Source organism: Citrobacter sp. Cf087, from assembly GCF_030334285.1.
GTDB classification, from domain to species: domain Bacteria; phylum Pseudomonadota; class Gammaproteobacteria; order Enterobacterales; family Enterobacteriaceae; genus Citrobacter; species Citrobacter freundii.
Window position 1 is genome coordinate 171,532 of sequence record NZ_JAOWED010000030.1, and the last position, 19,832, is coordinate 191,363.

The 19,832-nt window shown below is 49.7% G+C and carries 11 protein-coding genes; 4 read left to right on the forward strand and 7 right to left on the reverse strand.

Going from position 1 to position 19,832, the window contains the following annotated elements; genetic code table 11:
- On the reverse strand, positions 1-1,395 hold the full coding sequence (gene pheP, locus OGV57_RS14730) for a phenylalanine transporter (RefSeq protein ID WP_032947920.1): 1,395 nt from the start codon (positions 1,393-1,395) through the stop codon (positions 1-3).
- 246 nt (positions 1,396-1,641) lie between these two features.
- On the opposite strand from pheP, the gene OGV57_RS14735 reads away from it, so the two are divergent.
- The 3 genes from OGV57_RS14735 (at position 1,642) to OGV57_RS14745 (ending at position 13,543) form a co-directional block, all read left to right on the forward strand.
- The gene (locus OGV57_RS14735) at positions 1,642-2,817 is read left to right on the forward strand and encodes a coiled-coil domain-containing protein (protein ID WP_003021972.1); all 1,176 of its coding nucleotides are present in this window, start codon (positions 1,642-1,644) and stop codon (positions 2,815-2,817) included.
- Positions 2,818-3,432: 615 nt separating this feature from the next.
- Entirely contained in the window at positions 3,433-4,011 is a 579-nt protein-coding gene (locus OGV57_RS14740) for a LuxR C-terminal-related transcriptional regulator (RefSeq protein ID WP_003835695.1), read from the forward strand.
- A 196-nt stretch (positions 4,012-4,207) separates the two neighbouring features.
- Positions 4,208-13,543 carry an autotransporter outer membrane beta-barrel domain-containing protein gene (locus tag OGV57_RS14745; protein WP_054528171.1) on the forward strand — a complete coding sequence of 3,112 codons (9,336 nt, stop codon included), beginning with the start codon at positions 4,208-4,210 and terminating at the stop codon, positions 13,541-13,543.
- A gap of 152 nt (positions 13,544-13,695) precedes the next feature.
- Here OGV57_RS14745 and OGV57_RS14750 read toward each other — a convergent pair whose 3' ends face one another.
- From OGV57_RS14750 to rclA, 6 genes are all read right to left on the reverse strand, one after another.
- Positions 13,696-14,463 (reverse strand): putative bifunctional diguanylate cyclase/phosphodiesterase, encoded by a 768-nt coding sequence (locus OGV57_RS14750; RefSeq protein ID WP_054528170.1) that lies wholly within the window; start codon positions 14,461-14,463, stop codon positions 13,696-13,698.
- A 100-nt stretch (positions 14,464-14,563) separates the two neighbouring features.
- Positions 14,564-15,145, reverse strand: a complete 582-nt coding sequence (locus OGV57_RS14755) for a helix-turn-helix domain-containing protein (RefSeq protein ID WP_008319941.1) — start codon at positions 15,143-15,145, stop codon at positions 14,564-14,566.
- 21 nt (positions 15,146-15,166) lie between these two features.
- Complete coding sequence (locus tag OGV57_RS14760) at positions 15,167-15,862, reverse strand: flagellar brake protein (RefSeq protein ID WP_286531333.1); 696 nt, start codon at positions 15,860-15,862, stop codon at positions 15,167-15,169.
- A gap of 577 nt (positions 15,863-16,439) precedes the next feature.
- Positions 16,440-17,000 carry a reactive chlorine resistance membrane protein RclC gene (gene rclC / locus OGV57_RS14765; protein ID WP_016149749.1) on the reverse strand — a complete coding sequence of 187 codons (561 nt, stop codon included), beginning with the start codon at positions 16,998-17,000 and terminating at the stop codon, positions 16,440-16,442.
- A gap of 11 nt (positions 17,001-17,011) precedes the next feature.
- The gene (gene rclB / locus OGV57_RS14770) at positions 17,012-17,242 is read right to left on the reverse strand and encodes a reactive chlorine resistance periplasmic protein RclB (RefSeq protein WP_003021959.1); all 231 of its coding nucleotides are present in this window, start codon (positions 17,240-17,242) and stop codon (positions 17,012-17,014) included.
- Between the two features lie 170 nt (positions 17,243-17,412).
- A complete protein-coding gene (gene rclA / locus OGV57_RS14775; RefSeq protein ID WP_032936916.1) occupies positions 17,413-18,738 on the reverse strand; it encodes a reactive chlorine resistance oxidoreductase RclA in 1,326 nt (441 codons plus the stop codon).
- A 236-nt stretch (positions 18,739-18,974) separates the two neighbouring features.
- Here rclA and rclR point away from each other — a divergent pair, with 236 nt between their 5' ends.
- Positions 18,975-19,829, forward strand: coding sequence for a reactive chlorine-specific transcriptional regulator RclR (gene rclR / locus OGV57_RS14780; RefSeq protein ID WP_286531335.1), 855 nt, complete (start codon positions 18,975-18,977; stop codon positions 19,827-19,829).
- Positions 19,830-19,832 lie beyond the last annotated feature (3 nt).

The following is a 19,832-nucleotide window of genomic DNA, read 5'->3' on the forward strand; positions in this document are numbered from 1 at the left end:
TTAGCGGGACTTACGACGCAGCAGTTTGAAGGCCACAAACAAGAAAATGATCCACACTGGCAGCAGGATAGCTGACAGGCGCATCTCATCTATCGTACACATCAGCACCAGGATCATGCCAAGGAAAGCAATACACAGGTAGTTCCCTGCTGGATACAGCAGCGCTTTAAACTGCGTGTCACGGCCCTTGCGACGCATCGCCGCCCGGAACCGCAGGTGTGCCAGGCAGATCATAATCCAGTTCAGCAGCAGCGTCGCCACCACCAGCGCCATCAGCAGGCTAAAGGCCTTTTGCGGCAGCACATAGTTGATCAGTACCACCAGTGACGTAATAGCACCGGAAAGGATCAGTGAATTCACCGGTACGCCGCGACGGCTGACGCGGGTTAAGAACTTCGGCGCGTTCCCCTGAACCGAGAGACCAAATAGCATACGACTGTTAGAGTAGACGCCACTGTTATACACCGACAGCGAAGCCACCAGGATGACAAAGTTCAGCGCAGAAGCCACCACGTTGCTATCAAGATTATGGAAAATCATCACAAACGGGCTGCTGTTGGATTTCACTTCCACCCACGGGTATAGCGCCAACAGCACCACCAGAGAACCGATGTAAAACAGCAGAATACGGTACACCACCTGGTTTACCGCCTTTGGAATGCTTTTCTGCGGATCCTGCGCTTCCGCGGCGGTAATCCCGATAAGCTCCAGCCCGCCAAAGGAGAACATAATCACTGCCAGCGACAGAATTAATCCGTTCCAGCCGGTAGCAAAAAAGCCGTTGTAACGCCACAGGTTATCGATGCTTGCATGTTCCCCGCCGTTACCGGAAAACAGCATCCACACGCCAAAACCTATCATGCCGATAATGGCCAGCACTTTAATCAGTGCGAACCAGAATTCCGTTTCGCCATACAGACGTACGTTGACCAGATTGACGGCGTTGATGATCACGAAGAATGCCGCGGCCCAAATCCAGGTCGGGACATCGGGCAGCCAGTACTGCATATAGATCCCGGCCGCTGTCAGTTCCGCCATACCGACCAGCACAAACATCACCCAGTAGTTCCAACCGGACAGAAAACCCGCGAACGGTCCCCAGTATTTATAGGCAAAGTGGGCAAAGGATCCGGAAACGGGTTCTTCCACTACCATTTCGCCCAGTTGACGCATGATCAAAAAAGCGATGATCCCGGCCACACCGTAACCCAGTAACACCGCAGGTCCCGCCATCTGAATAGCCGGGCCAATGCCCAAAAACAGGCCCGTACCAATTGCACCGCCCAGTGCAATTAACTGAATATGGCGGTTTTGCAACCCTCGTTGAAGCGTCGGCTCATTTGTTGACGCGGCATCAGACACGCTGGTGTCAGATGCAGTTGACGCGTTTTTCACGCCCTTCCCCTGTGTCGTTTTTATTGAAGGGGCTTCTTTTAACATTTCAACCTGGTTGTCGCAAGGCGCAATAAGGACCTGCCGTGCCTGTAGCATTGCGTTTGTTCATAATTACGGTGAATTATTCTGGACGAAAAGGCATGACAGGCCACAGAATGCGCTTTACTGTTTTTCTAACATTTTCAAACGGGTGAACCTGTTGTACTTCAGCCACTCGTTTTTTAGCCAGGCCAGGCAACGACTGTCATGAATAAGATCATCAAACGACTGGAAATCGTCAAAAGCGCTATTGAACTGGAAGATGAGGAGATTATTTTCCAGCAGGTGGCGCATCTTAAAAATGAGCCGTTATCCGTCGTGCCAGGCACCATTGTGCAGGCGATCGAAGAACGACGTTTTAGTGATGCCCTGCGTGAAATCTCGGCCTGGCTACAATCTCAACGGGCAGTCTCTACGTGGCAGGATCCAGCCATTGCCGCCAGTAAGCTGGAACTCAAAGCGCTCGAAACACAGCTGCGTGATCTGATCGATAAGCGCAACACGCGCATTCAAATCCTCGATGATTTCAACGATCTATATCACCTCCGTCTTGGACCGCTGATGAGCCGCATTCTCGAACTGCGTAAACAGCTCGCCGCCAGCGCCCAGCGCAAACAGGAAGCGGAGCGAAAACGCCGGGAAAAAGACTATCAATCCTGCCAGCACTATATTTCCCAGGCTGTTGATCAACTGGCAAGGCTCAAGCAGCACTGGATGAACCAGAATTCAGATTCGCGCGAATCGGTGGAAACACGCCAACGTATTCAGCAACAAACGGAACTGATTACCGCCCTTCTGGCGGAGATTCGTGAGTTGGAAAACGACTTTTCTCGCCAGGACGACAGCGCAACCCGTCAGGCACAGGAAGAGGCCAGCCATGAATATGATGAATATCAGGAGCAGCAGCAGGATGCGCAGCATCGTTTTAGTCGTGACCAGCGGCTTTCCTCTGATGAACGTAATGAGCTAAAACGCCTGTGGCGTCAGGCCAGCCGTCTTTGCCACCCGGACGTGGTAGCCGATGATCTGAAAGAGAAAGCGCATCAGATGATGGTGCAGCTTAACCAGGCACGCCAAAATGCCGATCTTGCCGCCGTCCGGGCGCTACTGACTCAATTGCAAAGCGGCCTCGAACCGATGATGGCGAGTGACCGATTGAACGATTTGCAGCATTTACGCAGCAAAATACAACAGCTCAGAGAACACATTAACGCGCTGCTGAAAGAGATTACCGAACTGGAAGCGGAGAACGCCTGGCGGCTTGCCACCTCCGTGACAGATAAAGAGGCCTACTTCTCCGATCAACAACGGGCGCTTACGGAAATCCGCAATACGCTGGAACAACAGGTGCAACAGGTTGAGCAGGAGCTGTTGGCGGGCTAAGCGCTATCGCTAGCGCATTAAGACAAAATGACACCTGCAAGCCAGATTTCAACATTAGGCACAAAAAGACCAAAAAAGGATAAAGCACTAATAAATTGCTTTAACGTAGAAATATAATCTGGAATAATCCTATTTTTAGCCGATAGGTGTAAATTCGGCAATATTTCCCTCTTCTCCTGACCTTCCACCTCCTACGTCCTGGCCAGGATTAAGAATTCTCCTACCCTCAATTAATCCCATGAAGAAAAATGAGTATCTTATTGAAATTAAAGCCATTACATATAAATACCTTTCTTTAACCCTAGGAATACCCTGCCTTTATACAAACCTCCTTCTTATTATTATCCCGATCCATAAGCGAAATCTATCAATCATTTACTCAGAGCTGAAATAAACGATTTATCTTAAATTTTAACAAAGTGTAATATCCACTTTAAGGATAGTTAATGATTCTAATTAATACAGAGAATTTCTGTTTGATCTGGAATTAATAAGGATACGTTCACAGCACAGAACGTTATACGAGATTTAATTAACATTTCACGCGTCGCAAGAAACTCTTTTTTAACCTAAAAAAGAGGCGACTGCTTGCACCAAAATTTCAAGGAGATCGTTATGTCAAAAGCTATTTTTTTGGGTGACTCAATTTACCCTTGGCTAGGCATGCGAGAAATCCTACGTGGCTCATCATTATTTATTGATATCACGTACTACTCCTCCCAGACACTTTCTGCTGTCAAAATGCTCCCTTATGAAACGGATTGCATCATCATTAATCCTGACAAATCAGATTTTTTAAAATATGCCAGAATTATCCGCAACATGGCTTTACGACCTGTCACCAAAATTATTGTTTTGGCAGATGAAGCTACCTTTGCCATTTTTCAAACCGTTTGCGGGAAGAACATGCAATTTCTCGATCAAGACACCAGCCTTGATCAGCTATTACAGACCGTCACACGTATCACGCAAAACAAAAAACAACAAAGTATCAAAGAACTACACACAAAAATTACAGCTAACGAATTTAACGTAATGATGATGCTTGCACGAGGATGGTCACTGACACAAATCGCCGGGGCATCACAAAAAAGTGAAAAAACCATCGGGGCGTACAAAAGCAATATTGCCAGAAAACTCGGCAAAAATAACACCCGGCTCAAGTACACCATTTCCCACTATAGCCAGCCGTAACTGACTTATTTAAGGACAATTATCACGGTTATTATTTAAAGAGGTTTTCTTTCGACTCGCTTTTTTAATTCCGCATCGCACGGAAGGGAACCCTATTTCCAAAATCCATTACCGGGTAGCACATCCGCGTGCCAACCATAGCCAACAACTCAACGTATTAACACATACATAACAGGAATGTAGACAAGGGTTATATATGAACAAAGTTTACAGCATTATTTGGAACGCGGCGCTCGGTATCTGGGTGGTCGTTTCTGAATTAACGAAAGGAAAGAAAAAAAGCAGTTCGCGTAAAACTGTCGCCGTACTGGCAGCTGGCGCATTAAGCGGTGCTTCATTGCTGGCTTCTGCAGCCCAGATTACCGCAACGGGTGAACACGATATTCATGAAGACTTCAAGACAGGTATTTCCGCTGGGGTTTATGAGGGTATCCACGACTACGGCTTCTTATATGAAGATAACACAACTGGTCAGGCACTGAATATCAGTGGTGCAATCCCAACATTTAGCCCGGGTCAAAGCGGCGTTGTTGAATCAACCACTATCCGGGAACTGCTGGAAAGCGGCAAAATCACCCTGCTGGCGACCAGCCCTGACCAGAGCGTAAAAACCATTACCAACTCTGAAGAACTGGCGGAATACCTGACTTACAACCAGTCGTCAACGCCTTCGCAGAGCACAGAATTTGATATCAACGATCCGGCGTTTCCCGGTGAAAAAACGACCATCAAAGTCTTTGATACCAATGAGTTAAATGGTTTTCTTACCGAAGCGCAAGTCGGCGATGCGGTATTAAACACCTTTGATGCTCAGAAATCAGAAATCTATAAGCAATTTGGTATCGCACTGGCGACAAATGGCTCCATTGCCAATCTGAATATTGGCAACGACACCCTCAATGTGCGTGACAAAGCCAATACCATTGAAATGCTGGCAAAAGATTCCTCGCTGCTGGAAGCACAAGGTACTGCAAGCCAGGTGAACTGGCAGTCAGATAACTATATAAAATTTAACGCAGCCCCGGTGATCCCTGAAAAAACGTTCACCGGTTCAGCGCAAACCTCCGTGTTTGGCGATGATGTGACGCTGATGACCTATGGCTATGACGAGGATGGTCAGGTCGTCAAAACCGGGGAGCGCACATTTACCATTACCAACACACAAGAACTGGCCGAATTCAATGACTGGCTGTTGGGCAAAAGCGACGACGCGGCACTCAACCCTGATGGTGAAAAAGTCAGCCAAATCCAGCTGTGGATAGATGCGGAGGAAGTCACAACCGTCACCGCAGCACAAACAAAGTACGCCGGGCTGATTGAAAATCTGCTCACCTCCGGTAAGCCAACTGACATACTCAGCTGGGATTACGACGTCTGGACCGACGGTTTGTCACATACCAACAACGCGACCGCTGGCCGTGGTGAGTTACATGCCATCTATGCCAACGGCGCAGGCACCTCCGGCACCTTGAACAAAGACGCGATTATTGCCGTTGACGGCAGTATTAATGGCGTGATGAAAGCCATTAATGGTGGGGTTATCACTAACCTTGGTGAGCTGAACGCATTACGCACGTCTACCGGGCAAAGCCTGGCGATTGGCATGCTGGCAAAAGACGCGACGGCAACCAACAACGGGATCATCAACTCCGGGCTGTTTATTGATAAAGACGGCAACCAAAACGTCAACAGCTATGGCGCATTTGGTATGCAGGGGCAAGGCGCCAGTCAAATCACCAACGAAGGTACCATCAACCAGGCGATCACCACCGATAACTTCGGTACCGCTTCTGCCGCCGATCCCTGGAGCAAGGACAAACCCACTGACTCGCTGACGCTGGCCATTGGTATGCAACTGTCTGACAATGCGCAAGGGGTCAACAACGGCGATATCAACGTCGTGGACGGGCGCAAAAACGGTGCATCCTACGGCAGCGGCATCGCCTATGGCGTAGAAGTCGCCGACAACGCCACCTTTACCAACAGCGCAGGTGCCTCTATTTATCTTGGCCGTAACGCAAGTGATCCGTCTAAAGATGTCACCATGTCAGGCGGTTCAAGTCTGAGCGCCGGGATCATGACCAAGAGCGCCAAAGAGGTGATTAACAACGGCCTTATCACGCTGGGAACCGGCGTACGTAACGCCGCGGGTATGCTGATTGGTAACGCGACCGGCAACGTCATCAATACCGGTAATATCGTGATCAATGGCGATTCCAGCGCGGGGAGTAGCAGGAACTACGGTATCACCGTGCGTGACAGCGGCGCGGAAAATAATCAGGAAATCCGCAACGACGGCAAGATTAACGTCAACGGCACCAACAACGTCGGCATCCACGTCAGCGCAACTAACAAAAATGCCGAAGCCACTACCAGCGCTTCAGGCTCTATCGTAGTTGATGGTGAAGGTAGTGTCGGTAACCGTAACTATGCCGTCTGGGCTGAAGGTGAAAAAGGACAAGCGGTTGTCAACGTCTATTCCAACATCACGCTAAACAAAGCCGGGAACATCGGAGTACACGTGCGTGATAACGCCGTCGCTAACGTCGACAGCCTGAGTAGCCCGGCATTCAACAGCACCGATCAGATTGGCTATTACCTGTATGGTAAAGGCGCAACTGCGAATATTGGTCAGGCGGTAATGAATGACAACGGGCAGGATCGCACCACCATTTTCCGTATTGCCAACGGCGCAATGCTGGCCGGTAACACCACTACTCCTGACGGTCAGGCCAGCTCTAACCTTGACCTGACCTTAAGCGGCGAACAGTCCGTTGGCGTATTAGCGACGGGCACAGGCAGTAGTGTGGATACCGGCGAAGCCACGTTCACCGTGCAGGGCACCGACTCCGCAGCGCTGCTGATTGAAGGCGGCGCCACAGGTAACATCAGCGATAAAACCACCATCAATTTAACCGGTGAAAGAACCATTGCCGGGGTAGTGGACGGTCAGGCTCACCAGCTGAATGGCAACGCAGAAGGTAGCGCCACTCCGACCATCCTCACTTCAAACGCAAAAATCACTTCAGAAGCCAGCGGCAACAAGGTTATTGCCTATGTGGCAAGGAACCAGGGCAGCCTGATCCTCGATACCCAGGCAATTATCGATCTTGCCAGCACCGACAGCATTGGTGTTAACGTGCAACAAGGCGGGAGTTTAACCAATAACGCGACCGCTGCCTTGCATGTGAGTAACGGCATTGGCGTACAAGCTTCGGGTTCGAACGCACAGATTAAAAAACTGGGTCAGATTCAAGTTGATGATGGAACCGCAGGAGTTCTGCTGACCAACGGCGCCAGCCTGAATATTACTGGTAATACTGGCGATGCCATCACCACCAATGGCACTGCTGACGGTATTCGCCTGGACACAGGGGCCGGTAAGCTGGCTGCCAAAGGGGTGATTATTAGCGCCAAAGGTACTGGCGCGGGCATTCAAAACGATGCCAACAATACCGATATCACACTCAACGATGTCACCATCAATGCCAACGACGGTCCGGGGATCCGTACCAGCGTCGCGTTAAACATGAAAGATGGCCTGAATAACATTCTGAATGTTAACGGTAAAGGTACCGGCTTCGCCTTTGAGCAGCGCAATGGTGACGCAGTGACAGGCAATCTGACCATCGGCAAAGGCTATACCGTTGAGGTGCATAACAGCGAAGGCAGCGGTATCCGCGCCAATACGGACGGTAAGGTCACCACCAATGCCGATATCAACGTCTACGACAGCGCAGGTGGTTCTGCAATCATCGCTAAAAATGTTAGCGCAATAGCCAATAGCGGAAAAATTATCTCTGTCAGCACCACCGCACCCGTTATTGATGCCAGCGGTGACAGCAATAAAAAAATCACCAATACCGGTACCCTTCAGGCTATCAACGATACAGCAGTGGCGATTCAATCTGGCAAGGGCAATGACACCATTGATATCAGCCAGGGTATCACCAGTGGCGTGATCAACACCGGAGAAGGCAAGGACACCTTTAACTGGCAAAGCGGAACCTTTGCGGGCGAGGTGAATTTCGCCGGAACCGACGGCAACAATAAAGCCAACATCGGCAATGTGACGCTGGATAAAACGCGCCATATCACTACCGAAGCCGGCAGTGGCAACGCCCTCACCTTCACCAATACACACGGTAACAGTGCGAAAATTGGCAGTCTGAGCAGCGATAACCTGACCACCGGTACCAACATCGGCACGGGTTGGGACTCACTGACCATTAGCGGTTCAAGTGCAGATATGCGCATCGTCGATCGTCTGCAACTGGCAAGTAAAACCATTGCGGTTACCAATGGCGCAACGCTGCGTACCGGCGATCACGGCGAGTCCACCAGCACTGCCGCGACCATCGCTGACTACAATGTGACGACTCAGGGTGCTGGCAGCCGGGTCATCTTTGACACGCAGGGCGACACGACGGCTGCGCAGATCTATAACGGCGTCATCAGCGGTGATGGGAAGTTTGAACGCGCGGCAGGCGGCACCACTGTCTTTACCGCCAACAACACCTATACCGGCTCCAGCACTATTGATCAAACCGGTACGCTGCAGTTGGGTGACGGCGGAAATACAGGCGGAGTCAACGCCGTGTCTGACATCATCGACAATGGCGTGCTGGCGATTAATCGGGCCGATGATGTGCTGCTTGGCGGCGTAATCTCCGGGATCGGTGCTTTACAGCAGATTGGTAACGGTATTACTCGCCTGACGGGCAATAACACCTATACCGGCGACACGACCGTCACCAGCGGTACGCTACTGGTGAAAGGTAATCAGAGTGCCGCGACGGGTGTGACCAAAGTAAGCGGTACGGCGACGCTGGGGGGTAACGGGGTGATCGGCGGCGACGTGCTGATGAACGATGCCTCTACCCTCAGCGCCGGTGACGGCGGTGCGGGTACGTTATCCATTAACGGTAATCTGCAGCTTGGCAGCAAAACGACCTCCGCTTTCGAACTGGGTCAAGCCTATACGCCAGGCGGCGCGCTAAACGATCTGATTAACGTCGCAGGCGATCTGCAACTGGACGGGACTCTGGACGTCACCACTTCACAGGGTGGTAACTTCGGACCGGGCGTGTACCGTATCTATAACTACGGTGGCACGCTGGATAACCAGACGCTGGAATTAGGCGCGATACCGAATAGCCAGGATAAGAGCAATATTTTTGTTCAAACCTCCATCGACAAACAGGTCAACCTGGTGAATGCCAACGGCGTTACCCTGCAGTTCTGGGACGGCGCAACCGTTAATCAGAGCCACGGCGCGTCCGGCATTGAAGGCGACAGCAAAATTGACGGTGGCGATGGCAAATGGATGGCAATCGGCAGTCAGGGTGATAACAACTGGACCACCGCAACCGGTGAGGGTAACGCCCCTTGGGCACAGAAGTCCTTCGCCGTCTTCACCACCAAAGGCGGTACCGTTACCGTGGATAACGCCGCGGGAGAAATTAACTTCTCCGGAGCACAGTTTGATGCCGATGGCTATGTCGTTAAAGGCGATGCGCTTAACGCGTATGCCACCACGGAAAACGCGACCCACGCAGGCCAGACGCCGGGGACTGGCGAACTGCTGGTGCGCGTTGGCGCTGGTGGCGCGGGGCAAAACTATACCGCGACCATTGAGTCCGTTATCCGCGAGGCCAGTACTGCTGACAAGCTGACGCTGGTGAAAACCGACCTTGGCCGTCTGATCCTCAGCGGTGACAACGAATATCGCGGCGGCACGCGCATTGATGGCGGCACGTTGCAGATCTCCTCCGACAGCAATCTCGGCCAGAGCGGAACTGACCTGACCATCAATAACGGTTCAACGCTGCAACTGGGCGCGGACCTGACCAGCAATCGCACCATTGAGCTGGGAGCGAATGAGAATGCTGCGGTGTTTGACCTTAATTCGCACCACTTCACGCCAACCGGTGAGATTACCGGCGAGGGTAAACTGAAAGTTACCAGCAGCTCTAGTGATGCGGGCAGCACCTTGTCGCTCGACCGCGCAAACAGCTACAAAGGCGACACCGAAATTGCCGGTACCGGAAACGCCAACAATGTGACGGTCAACGTCAGCAAAACCGGAGCCTTTGGCAGTAATGAAAGCAGCACCGTGAACGTCAATAAGGGTGCGACGCTCAATATCAGCGGGACAGATACCAGCCTGAAATCCCTGACTATGAACATCGCCGACAGCCTGTTAACGCTGGCGGATAACGTCACCGCCGCAAGCGCAATGCTGAACCTGACGGGCACGGCGAAAGCGGTGTTAACCAATAACGCCAGTGCGGGCAACGCGACGGTTAACGTGTCAAAAGACAGTACCCTGGCGCTGGAAGAAAATGCCAGCGGGGGCAATGCCACCGTGAATAACAGCGGACTGATGACCTTTGCTGACTATGCGATGGCAGAGAACACCGTCGTTAAAAACCTGGTGGGCGGTAAGGTCGATATCAGCGCAGTCGACAGCGCAACGTCTATCGGCTCGTTGTCCGGCGCGGGTAATGTCGAACTGGGCAATAAAGAACTGTCGCTGGGTAATCTGCATCTTGATGACACCATCAGCGGTATTATCAGCGGCAACGACGGCAGCCTGGTGAAAATCGGTGACGGTACGTTGACGCTGACCGGCGATAACACTTACACCGGCACCACGGACGTCAATGAAGGCGTGCTGCTGGTCAACGGTAATCAGTCTGCGGCTACCGGCCAGGTGACGGTGAAATCCGGGGCAACGCTCGGCGGTAACGGTATTATCGGCGGCGCGGTTGATGTGCTGGACGACGCGCATATTACCGCGGGTGCAGCTATCAACAGTGTGGGTAAACTGACTACCGGTTCTCTGACGCTCAGTGATAACGCCCAACTGGATTATCAGTTTGGTCAGGCTTATACCCCGGGCGGTGCCTTCAACGACTTGATTGACGTAAATGGCGATCTGACGCTCGATGGTAAGCTCAACATTGAAACCTCACCAGGCGGTAGCTTTGATGTGGGCGTTTACCGCGTCATCAACTACACCGGCACATTGACCAACAATGTGATGGATATTGCTAACGCACCGGAAGCAGCTGACAGCCTGTACGTGCAGACATCGGTGAAAAATCAGGTCAACCTGGTCAACCACGCCGGACTGACGCTGCGCTTCTGGGACGGCACCGGCGGTGAGAATGGCGAGCTGAAAAATAACGGCGTCATTAACGGCGGCGACGGTATCTGGCAATCCAGCCAGGGTAACGACAACTGGACCACCGATGAATCGACGCCAGAAGGCGCGTTGAACGCACCGTTTACCGATGCCGCATTCGCCGTCTTCCAGGGTGAAGCGGGCAACGTAACCGTCGATAACAGCAAAGGCGATGTCATCATCAGCGGCGCGCAGTTTGCCACCGATGGTTATCGTGTGGGCGGCGAAGCCATTACCACCGACACGGCAAACACCCTGATTCGTGTCGGCGATGGCACAGTAGACGGCGCCAGTTACACCGCCACTATCGACAGCGTTATCCGCGGTACCGGCGGCCTGAATAAAGGCGATCTCGGTACGCTGATTCTCACCGGCGACAATACTTACAGCGGCGGCACCACCATCACCTCAGGGACGCTGCAGGTGGCGGGTGATACCAACCTGGGTGCGGCAGATACGGGAATTACCTTTAATGGCGGTACGCTGAAGTATGGCGAAGCGTTTGATACTGCCCGTCAGGTGACGCTGGAATCCGGCGGCGGGACATTCGACACCAACGGGCATGACGTTTCTCTGCTGACGGAAGTCGAAGGTAACGGTCAACTGACCAAAACCGGTAAAGGCTCCCTCACCCTGACGCTGGATAACACCTACACCGGTGGCACCACCATCGAACAAGGCGTTTTACAACTGGGTAACGGCGGTGATATTGGCAGCATTCAGGGGGATGTCGTTGATAACGGCGTACTCAACGTCAATCGTGGCGATACCCTGGCGCTGACCGGCAATATCAGTGGTAAAGGCCAGTTGCATCAGACCGGTAGCGGCATTACCGAGCTGCAAGGTGAAAACAGCTACAGCGGCGCTACGTTGATCGCCAACGGCGTGCTGCAAGCGGGTAATACCAACACCCTGAGTAGCGCATCACACCACTATGTGGTCGCAGACACCACGTTGAACACGCAGGGCTATAACCAGACGGTAGCGGGCCTGAGCAACGGTGGCGATGTCTCGCTCATCGGTCAGCAGACTGGCACAACCTTAACCGTCAAAGGGGATTACACCGGCGAAAAAGGGACTATCAACATGGCAGCTATCCAGAATGGTAGCGGAGCAGGCATTGCCGACCGTCTGATTATCGATGGCGGTAAAGCCAGCGGTAGCACACTGCTGGATGTCGATGGTTCTGGTCTTGGCGCGCCGACCATTGGGGATGGTATCGAAGTGGTGACTGCGCTCAATGGCGCAACCACAACCGCGCAAACCTCACGGGATGCCTTCCATCTTGCCGCCGATCGTATGGCTGCAGGTGCATTTGAGTACCAACTACATGCGGGTAATGCTCAGGGCCAGGGTGAAAACTGGTATCTGAGAAGTGAATACCGTCCAGAAACCATGCTGTATTCTGGCCTCGCCAGCGTAGTACGTCAGGGTGATATTAGCCTGTTAGGTAACATGCACCAACGTATGGGGGACGAGGTTAAACCGGGCATTGATGAAGACAATCGCGCCTGGGCAAGAATGATTGGCTACTCCGGTAAAACCAAACTGGATGATGCTGCCGGTACGCAAACCAGCTCCCATACCATGGGTATCCAGGTCGGCGTTGATATGTATGCTAACGAAAGCTGGAAAGCCGGGATGTATACCAGCATCCTTGATATCGACAGCAACGTGAAAGGCACGAAGACAGGCAGCGATGGCAAAGGCGGTAACATCGACGACAACGCATTTTACGTCGGTGGCTATGCGACCTGGTTCTCGGGTGACGGTATGTATGTTGATAACGTCCTGCAGTACGGTAACCATAAATCCCGCCTGGCGGCGACCGGTAACAATGGCTCGTATACCGTCAGAGGCAACACGCTGACGGCGTCGACAGAGGTGGGTAAATCGTTCCGTTTAGGCGCCAGCGCATGGAGTCTGGAGCCTCAGGCTCAGTTGATCTACCAATACAGCGACTTTGATAACAGCACGCTGGATGGTGTGACCCCAACGAAAGTGAAAATGGATACCGCAGACTCCTTTACCGCGCGTCTGGGCGTGCGTCTGGTCGCTGACTATGACACCAACCATGGCAAATTCCAGCCGTACGGCAGGGTTAACGTCTGGCAGGGTCTGGGTTCAAAAGACAAAACGCACTTTAGCAATGCGGTAGCCACCACTACGCTGGAATCTTCACAGCAGTACTCCAGCACTGAAGTTGCAGCCGGCCTGTCATGGTCTATCGACAGAAACCTGCAGGTCTACGGTGAGCTGGGTACGCAATTCAGCAACGGTGGCAGTAAGTCGCAGATCGAAGCGCCGGTCAATGCCTCTATCGGCTTTAAGAAATCGTTCTAAGCTGACATAAACTCGCCAGCCTCCTGTTCAGCAGGGGGCTTTTTTTTGCTTATAGTATTACAGGGGTGGTTGATGCGCGACGCGTATCAGGCCTACAGACTTACCAGCAATGTGGAACAATCAAGGGATTGGGAAACGTAAATACGGAAGGATTAACGATTATATTGTGCTAAGAGTGAAGGGATCTCTTGTGCCTGCACCGGGGGAGAAATGAAAAAGCCTTGAATTTTGTCACAACCAATCTGCATCAACCGGTCCAGTTGGGACTGGGTTTCCACCCCTTCGGCAAGAACTTCGATACCAAAATTATGCGCCAGTGAAATAATACCCTCAACAATCTTTGTCGATCGGGTGTCGGGCTCAATAGCGGTGACAAATTCCTTATCAATTTTTAAGGTATCAAAAGGATATTTCAACAGGTAATTAAGATTAGCATGACCGGTTCCAAAATCATCAAGCGCAAGCTTGACCCCTATCGCCTTTAATTCCGTCATATTTTTAGCCGCAATCTGACTGTCGTACAGCGGTGACGTTTCGGTGACCTCTATTTGGCATCGATGGACCGGCAATCCGGAGGTGGCAAGATTTTGTCTGACGCGTTGGGGTAACAGAGGATCGCAGAATTCAAGCGCGGAAATATTGACGGATAATACAATGGGGTCAGGCCAGGAAGTTGCAACATCCCACGGAGAGTGAGTAACCATATCTTCAATTGAAATAATATTGCCGCTATCTTCCAGTAACGTAATAAAAACATCGGGAGAGATCATACCCATCTGAGGACTATTCCAACGCATTAATGCTTCAAATCCGCTTATACACTGGGCATGTAAATTGAAAATAGGCTGATAAACCATATAAAGTTGACTGGTATTCAAAGCCTTTTCAAGCGCGGTTAGCACCTCACTGGAATTAAACATTCCCCTCTCCCTCTACAAATCATAACATTAAAAACCAGTCAAAATCACTCCCGAATTGTATCTACTATTAGGTGTATTACATCAGAAAAGAATGGTCAGGTTAGGGTAAAAAAGACATACGATGGGTAAATCTGACAATTAACTTATTTAAATCAGAGGTATTGGTCAGGCCAAGCTTGGCGACGACCCTCATCTTATGTGCCTGAATCGTTTTATAGTTCAGGCTAACTAACTCAGAAATTTCTTTGGCTGTATAACCACTTACCAGTAAGTTCAGGATCTGCTGCTCTCTTTCGGTTAATCTTTTCTGCGAACGATACAGTCGGGGGTTCCATTTCCCGACTGATAATGTCGCCAATTGACCAAAATCACGCAATGAAGATTTTTCAGTCAAAACTATTATTTTTTCGACATATAATAACTCTACGCATAATTTCGCCACCAAACTATCAGCAACAATCACCACGACGTTATTATAAAATTTGAATCGGTTTTTATTCAAAAACTGAACAATGTCCGAACACGCATGTTCATTATCGATGATATTAAAAACCATGGTTTGATGCTGGCATAATGATGACTGATGCAACATATCCTCAAACTGGAATGTTTGTATCGGTACATGTTTGCTGGTGAGGTAGGCAAACATACCATTGCCCACAAAATTATCACTGCCACACATCAACATCCTGTTCACCGTTCCTTATAAGCTTCTAATCTTGTTACTCATTAAAAATTTAATAATAATTTTCTCGACTTCAGTCTCTTCACGACGATTTTTAAAATCAAACTCACACGAGATCTGATGACAGGAATACAACTGGTTATCCTCATCAAACTCATTGATCAGGACGACATCGATCACTTTTAAGTCCAGTTGTAAACAGCCAAATGTATCGAAATCCAGAGATGCATTTTTAATCACCGCATCTTTATAAAGAAAACGGGCGTTTACATCTTGAACGATTAACGCACAACCACCCTGCGAGATATTTTTAATCTTGAAAGAGTAGTTTTCTCCATTTTTGTAACGACCAAAACAGAAAAAGTCATACCCCTTCATGAAGGAAAAACGCTGATTTTGTCTCTGCTGGGCAAAGAAAATCAAATCCGGTATGAGGTAGGATAATCCTACTTCTGCACCTGCTGATGGGGTTTGCTCGAATCTGGCACTAAATTTCACAATCCCGCTTTCGCTGTGCAGGATAAAGTATTGGACCTTTTCAGGAACAATGTCTTCGTGCCAGGAGATAACAAACCGCTCGAAATCAACCTTCTCTAACTGCGTGATAACGCTACTGTTTTCACATAACACTTCCAGTTTCGTTTTCTTGTGCAGCTCTTCACGAAGGGTAGTTATGATTTCAAACTTATCTTCCTTTGCTAATCCAAAGCTCATTCTAAAACCCTTATTTCCATATTTAAGATATGTCCCGCGTTTGGTTACTCACAAAACGCGAGATCAGCATCCACCCCTGGTGCTTAATTACCATAGTGGATTCCATGTCGAACAGTTGATTAAAAATTAAGTTTTTAACTATCTTTAGCCATTTATTGATACGTAAAAACATTTAATCAAAGTTAATTCTAGCTGAAGTCATGCCTAAAACCATGCGAACGTGTTGTTTAATTATAACAAAAGTGAATAACAATCTTTTTTAAAGTGTCATTTTGAGATAACAAATAGCAAGAATTGCACAGAAAAAAACAGAGAAAAATGAATGGGTTTTGATGGAGGAACTACGCAATATGCGAACTGGTGCGCTATCGAAAGAAGAAAGAAGATGCTTACTTCACTATATTATTAATCAGTAATATAAGTCCGACTGGTTATTGTGGCAAAGCGAATCATTGTATTTCATGTATAACATAAATTTCCCTTAGGGCAGAAAAAAGGCCAGCATCCTGCTGGCCCGGTAATTACCGAATCGAACTATAGTGGCTTACTGTCTTGCAGAGGGTACAACGTTAAAAATTCAATACTTTTGCTTAATAATTGATCGGGAAGAATCCGCGATGATCATCACAGCTCCCGCCAACATTAACGTATCTTTTAACACCAACCGTCCAGCGCCTGACAAGTACGGAAATCCGTGGTGTAAATCACCCAGCGGCATCACCCATGCTTCTGGTGTGGTTATTAAAAATGATAAAGTTACAATTGGTGTGGCAAATGCCAGAACGCCGCCAATTAATCCCAGCCAACGGCTAACAGGATTAGCCAGCACCAGCAAAGCGATAAGAACTTCGACTACGCCCAGGCCATTTGAGAACGTATACGTGTTATTCGCCGTCTGCCATTCACGCTCCTGCGGTTTGAATTCACCTTCGTGGGTTAAATGTTGTTTGTATTCTTCTGGATGCTCATAAAAAAATGACATTACCGGACTATTGGCGACAAACGGCGTAATGCTGTCGGCTTCGTAAGGTACAAATTTTAATAACCCAATCCAGATAAAAACAATCGCGATACTCAGGCGAATCAAGGTTAATCCAACCCTATCACCTTTGCCCAATATACGAAGATATTTTTCCATTCCAGCTCTCCTCACTTGTACAAAATTGCCGTTGCGTGAGTGCTGCTATCAATACGCATTGAGGTAATTTTCCAGGAAGTCGCTTTCTTTTCCTGTGCCAGTTTCGCAATGGCATCTTCCACCACGGAAGGAGTGCCAGACACAGCTGATACGCTAACGTGGGCAACCTCGGTTTGCGCTAACACGGAAAATGTCACCGGAGCAGTCAGTAATGCAGTCATTAGTAACGTAGTTTTAAACATGTTCATTTCTATTCCCATTAACAAGTTATTTCAGTGGAAATATAATAAAACATGTCACTTTATTTTATTTCATCCGTAACGCCAAAATAACTGTCAATTAGTATCAGGAAGTATAAAAACAAATAAAAAAGCCCCACACGGGTGGGGCAAATATGTAGACTACGCTATTATTATTTAATGAGAGAAAAGAGATCGTTTAGTGATTCGCTCATGCTTGGATGGGTAAATATTTGGTCACGCAATGTGGTATAAGGTAACCCCGCATCCATAACCGTCTTGATGATATTAATCATTTCATGAGAATCCACGCACAGCAGCGACACACCTAATATTTGTTTCGTTTCGCTATCCACCACCGCTTTAAGTACGCCACGGGTATCATTCATCACCCGCGCACGCGGGATAGCCGCTACCGGCAACGTCACGACCTGCACCGCCGCACCACTGGCACGAGCCTGTTCTTCAGTCATTCCGACGCGGGAAAGCGGCGGCGTCATAAAGACGGAATATGGTACATTTTGACGATCACCCGTGTTACGTACCCCCTCGCCTAGCAGGTTGTCGCGCACAATACGGAAGTCATCCAGCGAGATATAGGTAAATTGTAATCCACCAGTGACATCGCCCATTGCCCATATGTTATCTGCCGAGGTACGTAGATATTTATTTACAATAATGGCACCACGGTCGTTTACATCTACACCCGCATTCTGCAGCTGCAGATTTTCAGTCGCCGGTTTGCGACCCGATGCCACCAGCAGCACATCCACCGTCTGGGTACCTTCCGGCATGTGCAGCTGTACTGCACCATCGTGAGAGGAGACAGACTGCACGTTGGCATTGAGGATCAGCTCAACGCCTTGGTCGCGTAAAATGTTGGCGATAGTGTCAGCAATATCCCGGTCTTCACGAGGCAAAAACTGCGGAGCTGCTTCATAAATAGTGACTTTGCTACCAAAGTTGGCAAACATCGATGCGAATTCAACGCCGATATACCCACCGCCCAAAATGCCCAGACGCTCGGGACGTTGCGTCAAATTCAACAACCCGGTGCTGTCAAATACGCCAGGCGTCGTGGTTAATCCCTCAACGTTCGGAATCGTTGACTGGGCACCAGTATTAATAAAGATTTTCTCGCCGCTCAGTTCAACCTCACCTGTTGGCTGTACGACCCGCACTGTATGGTTATCAATGAATTCAGCACGACCTTCAATCACATCCACGTTTTCCAGATCGGCAAGATTGTGGAAGTTTTTATCGCGCAGAAAACTGATAACGGAGGTCTTGCGCTGCATCGCTGCGGCAAAGTCATGCTGAAGTTCAGCATCGTGTACCAGGGTTTTGGTGGGAATGCAGCCGATATTGATGCATGTCCCACCATACATGGTGTTTGACTGTTCAATAATCGCTACCCGCCAACCCGTTTTGGCCAGTGTTGCCGCCAGCGTTTTACCCGCTTTACCAAATCCGATAACAATCGCCTGATACTGATTCATGCTGTCTCTCCGCCATGTCACTGTTCGTTTGTTGAACTGAATTATAGGTTTAGCGATGCACGAACAATGTATCCATAACGCGCCAATTACTGTCAAATCGTCTAAAAAACCGCTCTTTCCCTTCCACTCAACTTATTGAGAAATTAAACTAATACCATAAAATTATTAATAAAATTATGTGTGATAGCGTTGCTGTCATCTCAATTAGCATTAGCAAAAACTGCCCAGGAGTCTTCATGGACGCACTTAGCCGATTACTTATGCTTAACGACCCGCAGGGCTCGATTGATCAAAACTGCCTGTTGAGCAGGGACTGGCAACTGCCGCATGCGGCGGGTGAACTGTCCGTTATTCGCTGGCATACGGTAACCCAGGGATTCGCTCAACTGGATATGCCTGACGGAACATCTTCCACATTACGCCCTGGAACAATAGTCATTCTGCCGCAAAACTCCGCGCATCGTCTGTGCCAGACAGGGGAAGAACAAACGCATATTGTCTGCGGGAGCCTGCGATTACAGGCATCTTCACGCTATTTTTTAACCGCGCTTCCGGAAGTATTATTACTGGCGCCTGGGGAGAACAGCCCCGTCAGCCATTGGCTGAAGGCCATGATTGCGCTAATGCAGGAGGAATACATCAACGACCTGCCTGGCTCCAGCATCGTTTGCAGCCAGCAATGCGCTACGCTGTTCGCGTTAACCGTTCGCGAGTGGCTCGCCCAGTCGACACCCGCTAAAAATGTGCTGAATTTACTGCTGCACCCCAGGCTTGGATCCGTTGTATTCATGATGCTGGAGTCACCGGCTTTTGCCTGGACCGTCGAAGAACTGGCAAAACGAGCACATATGTCGCGGGCCAGCTTCGCACAGCTATTCCGTGAAGTATCAAACTCCACGCTGCTGGCGGTGTTAACCGCGCTGCGCCTGCAGTTCGCAGCCCAGATGCTATCGCGCGGTACACAGCCGTTAATCGTTATTGCCGAGTCGGTGGGTTACGCCAGCGAATCGTCGTTTCATAAAGTCTTTTTACGGGAATTTGGCTGCACGCCGGGCGAGTACCGCAAACGCGTGAAAGCGTTGACGGTATAACGC

Excerpts from the sequence above, each read along its gene's own strand:
- OGV57_RS14735 (WP_003021972.1), top strand. The coding sequence starts at position 1,642 with ATGAATAAGATCATCAAACGACTGGAAATCGTCAAAAGCGCTATTGAA.
- OGV57_RS14740 (WP_003835695.1), top strand. The coding sequence starts at position 3,433 with ATGTCAAAAGCTATTTTTTTGGGTGACTCAATTTACCCTTGGCTAGGC.
- OGV57_RS14745 (WP_054528171.1), top strand. The coding sequence starts at position 4,208 with ATGAACAAAGTTTACAGCATTATTTGGAACGCGGCGCTCGGTATCTGG.
- OGV57_RS14750 (WP_054528170.1), bottom strand. The coding sequence starts at position 14,463 with ATGTTTAATTCCAGTGAGGTGCTAACCGCGCTTGAAAAGGCTTTGAAT.
- OGV57_RS14755 (WP_008319941.1), bottom strand. The coding sequence starts at position 15,145 with ATGTGTGGCAGTGATAATTTTGTGGGCAATGGTATGTTTGCCTACCTC.
- OGV57_RS14760 (WP_286531333.1), bottom strand. The coding sequence starts at position 15,862 with ATGAGCTTTGGATTAGCAAAGGAAGATAAGTTTGAAATCATAACTACC.
- rclC (WP_016149749.1), bottom strand. The coding sequence starts at position 17,000 with ATGGAAAAATATCTTCGTATATTGGGCAAAGGTGATAGGGTTGGATTA.
- rclB (WP_003021959.1), bottom strand. The coding sequence starts at position 17,242 with ATGTTTAAAACTACGTTACTAATGACTGCATTACTGACTGCTCCGGTG.
- rclA (WP_032936916.1), bottom strand. The coding sequence starts at position 18,738 with ATGAATCAGTATCAGGCGATTGTTATCGGATTTGGTAAAGCGGGTAAA.
- rclR (WP_286531335.1), top strand. The coding sequence starts at position 18,975 with ATGGACGCACTTAGCCGATTACTTATGCTTAACGACCCGCAGGGCTCG.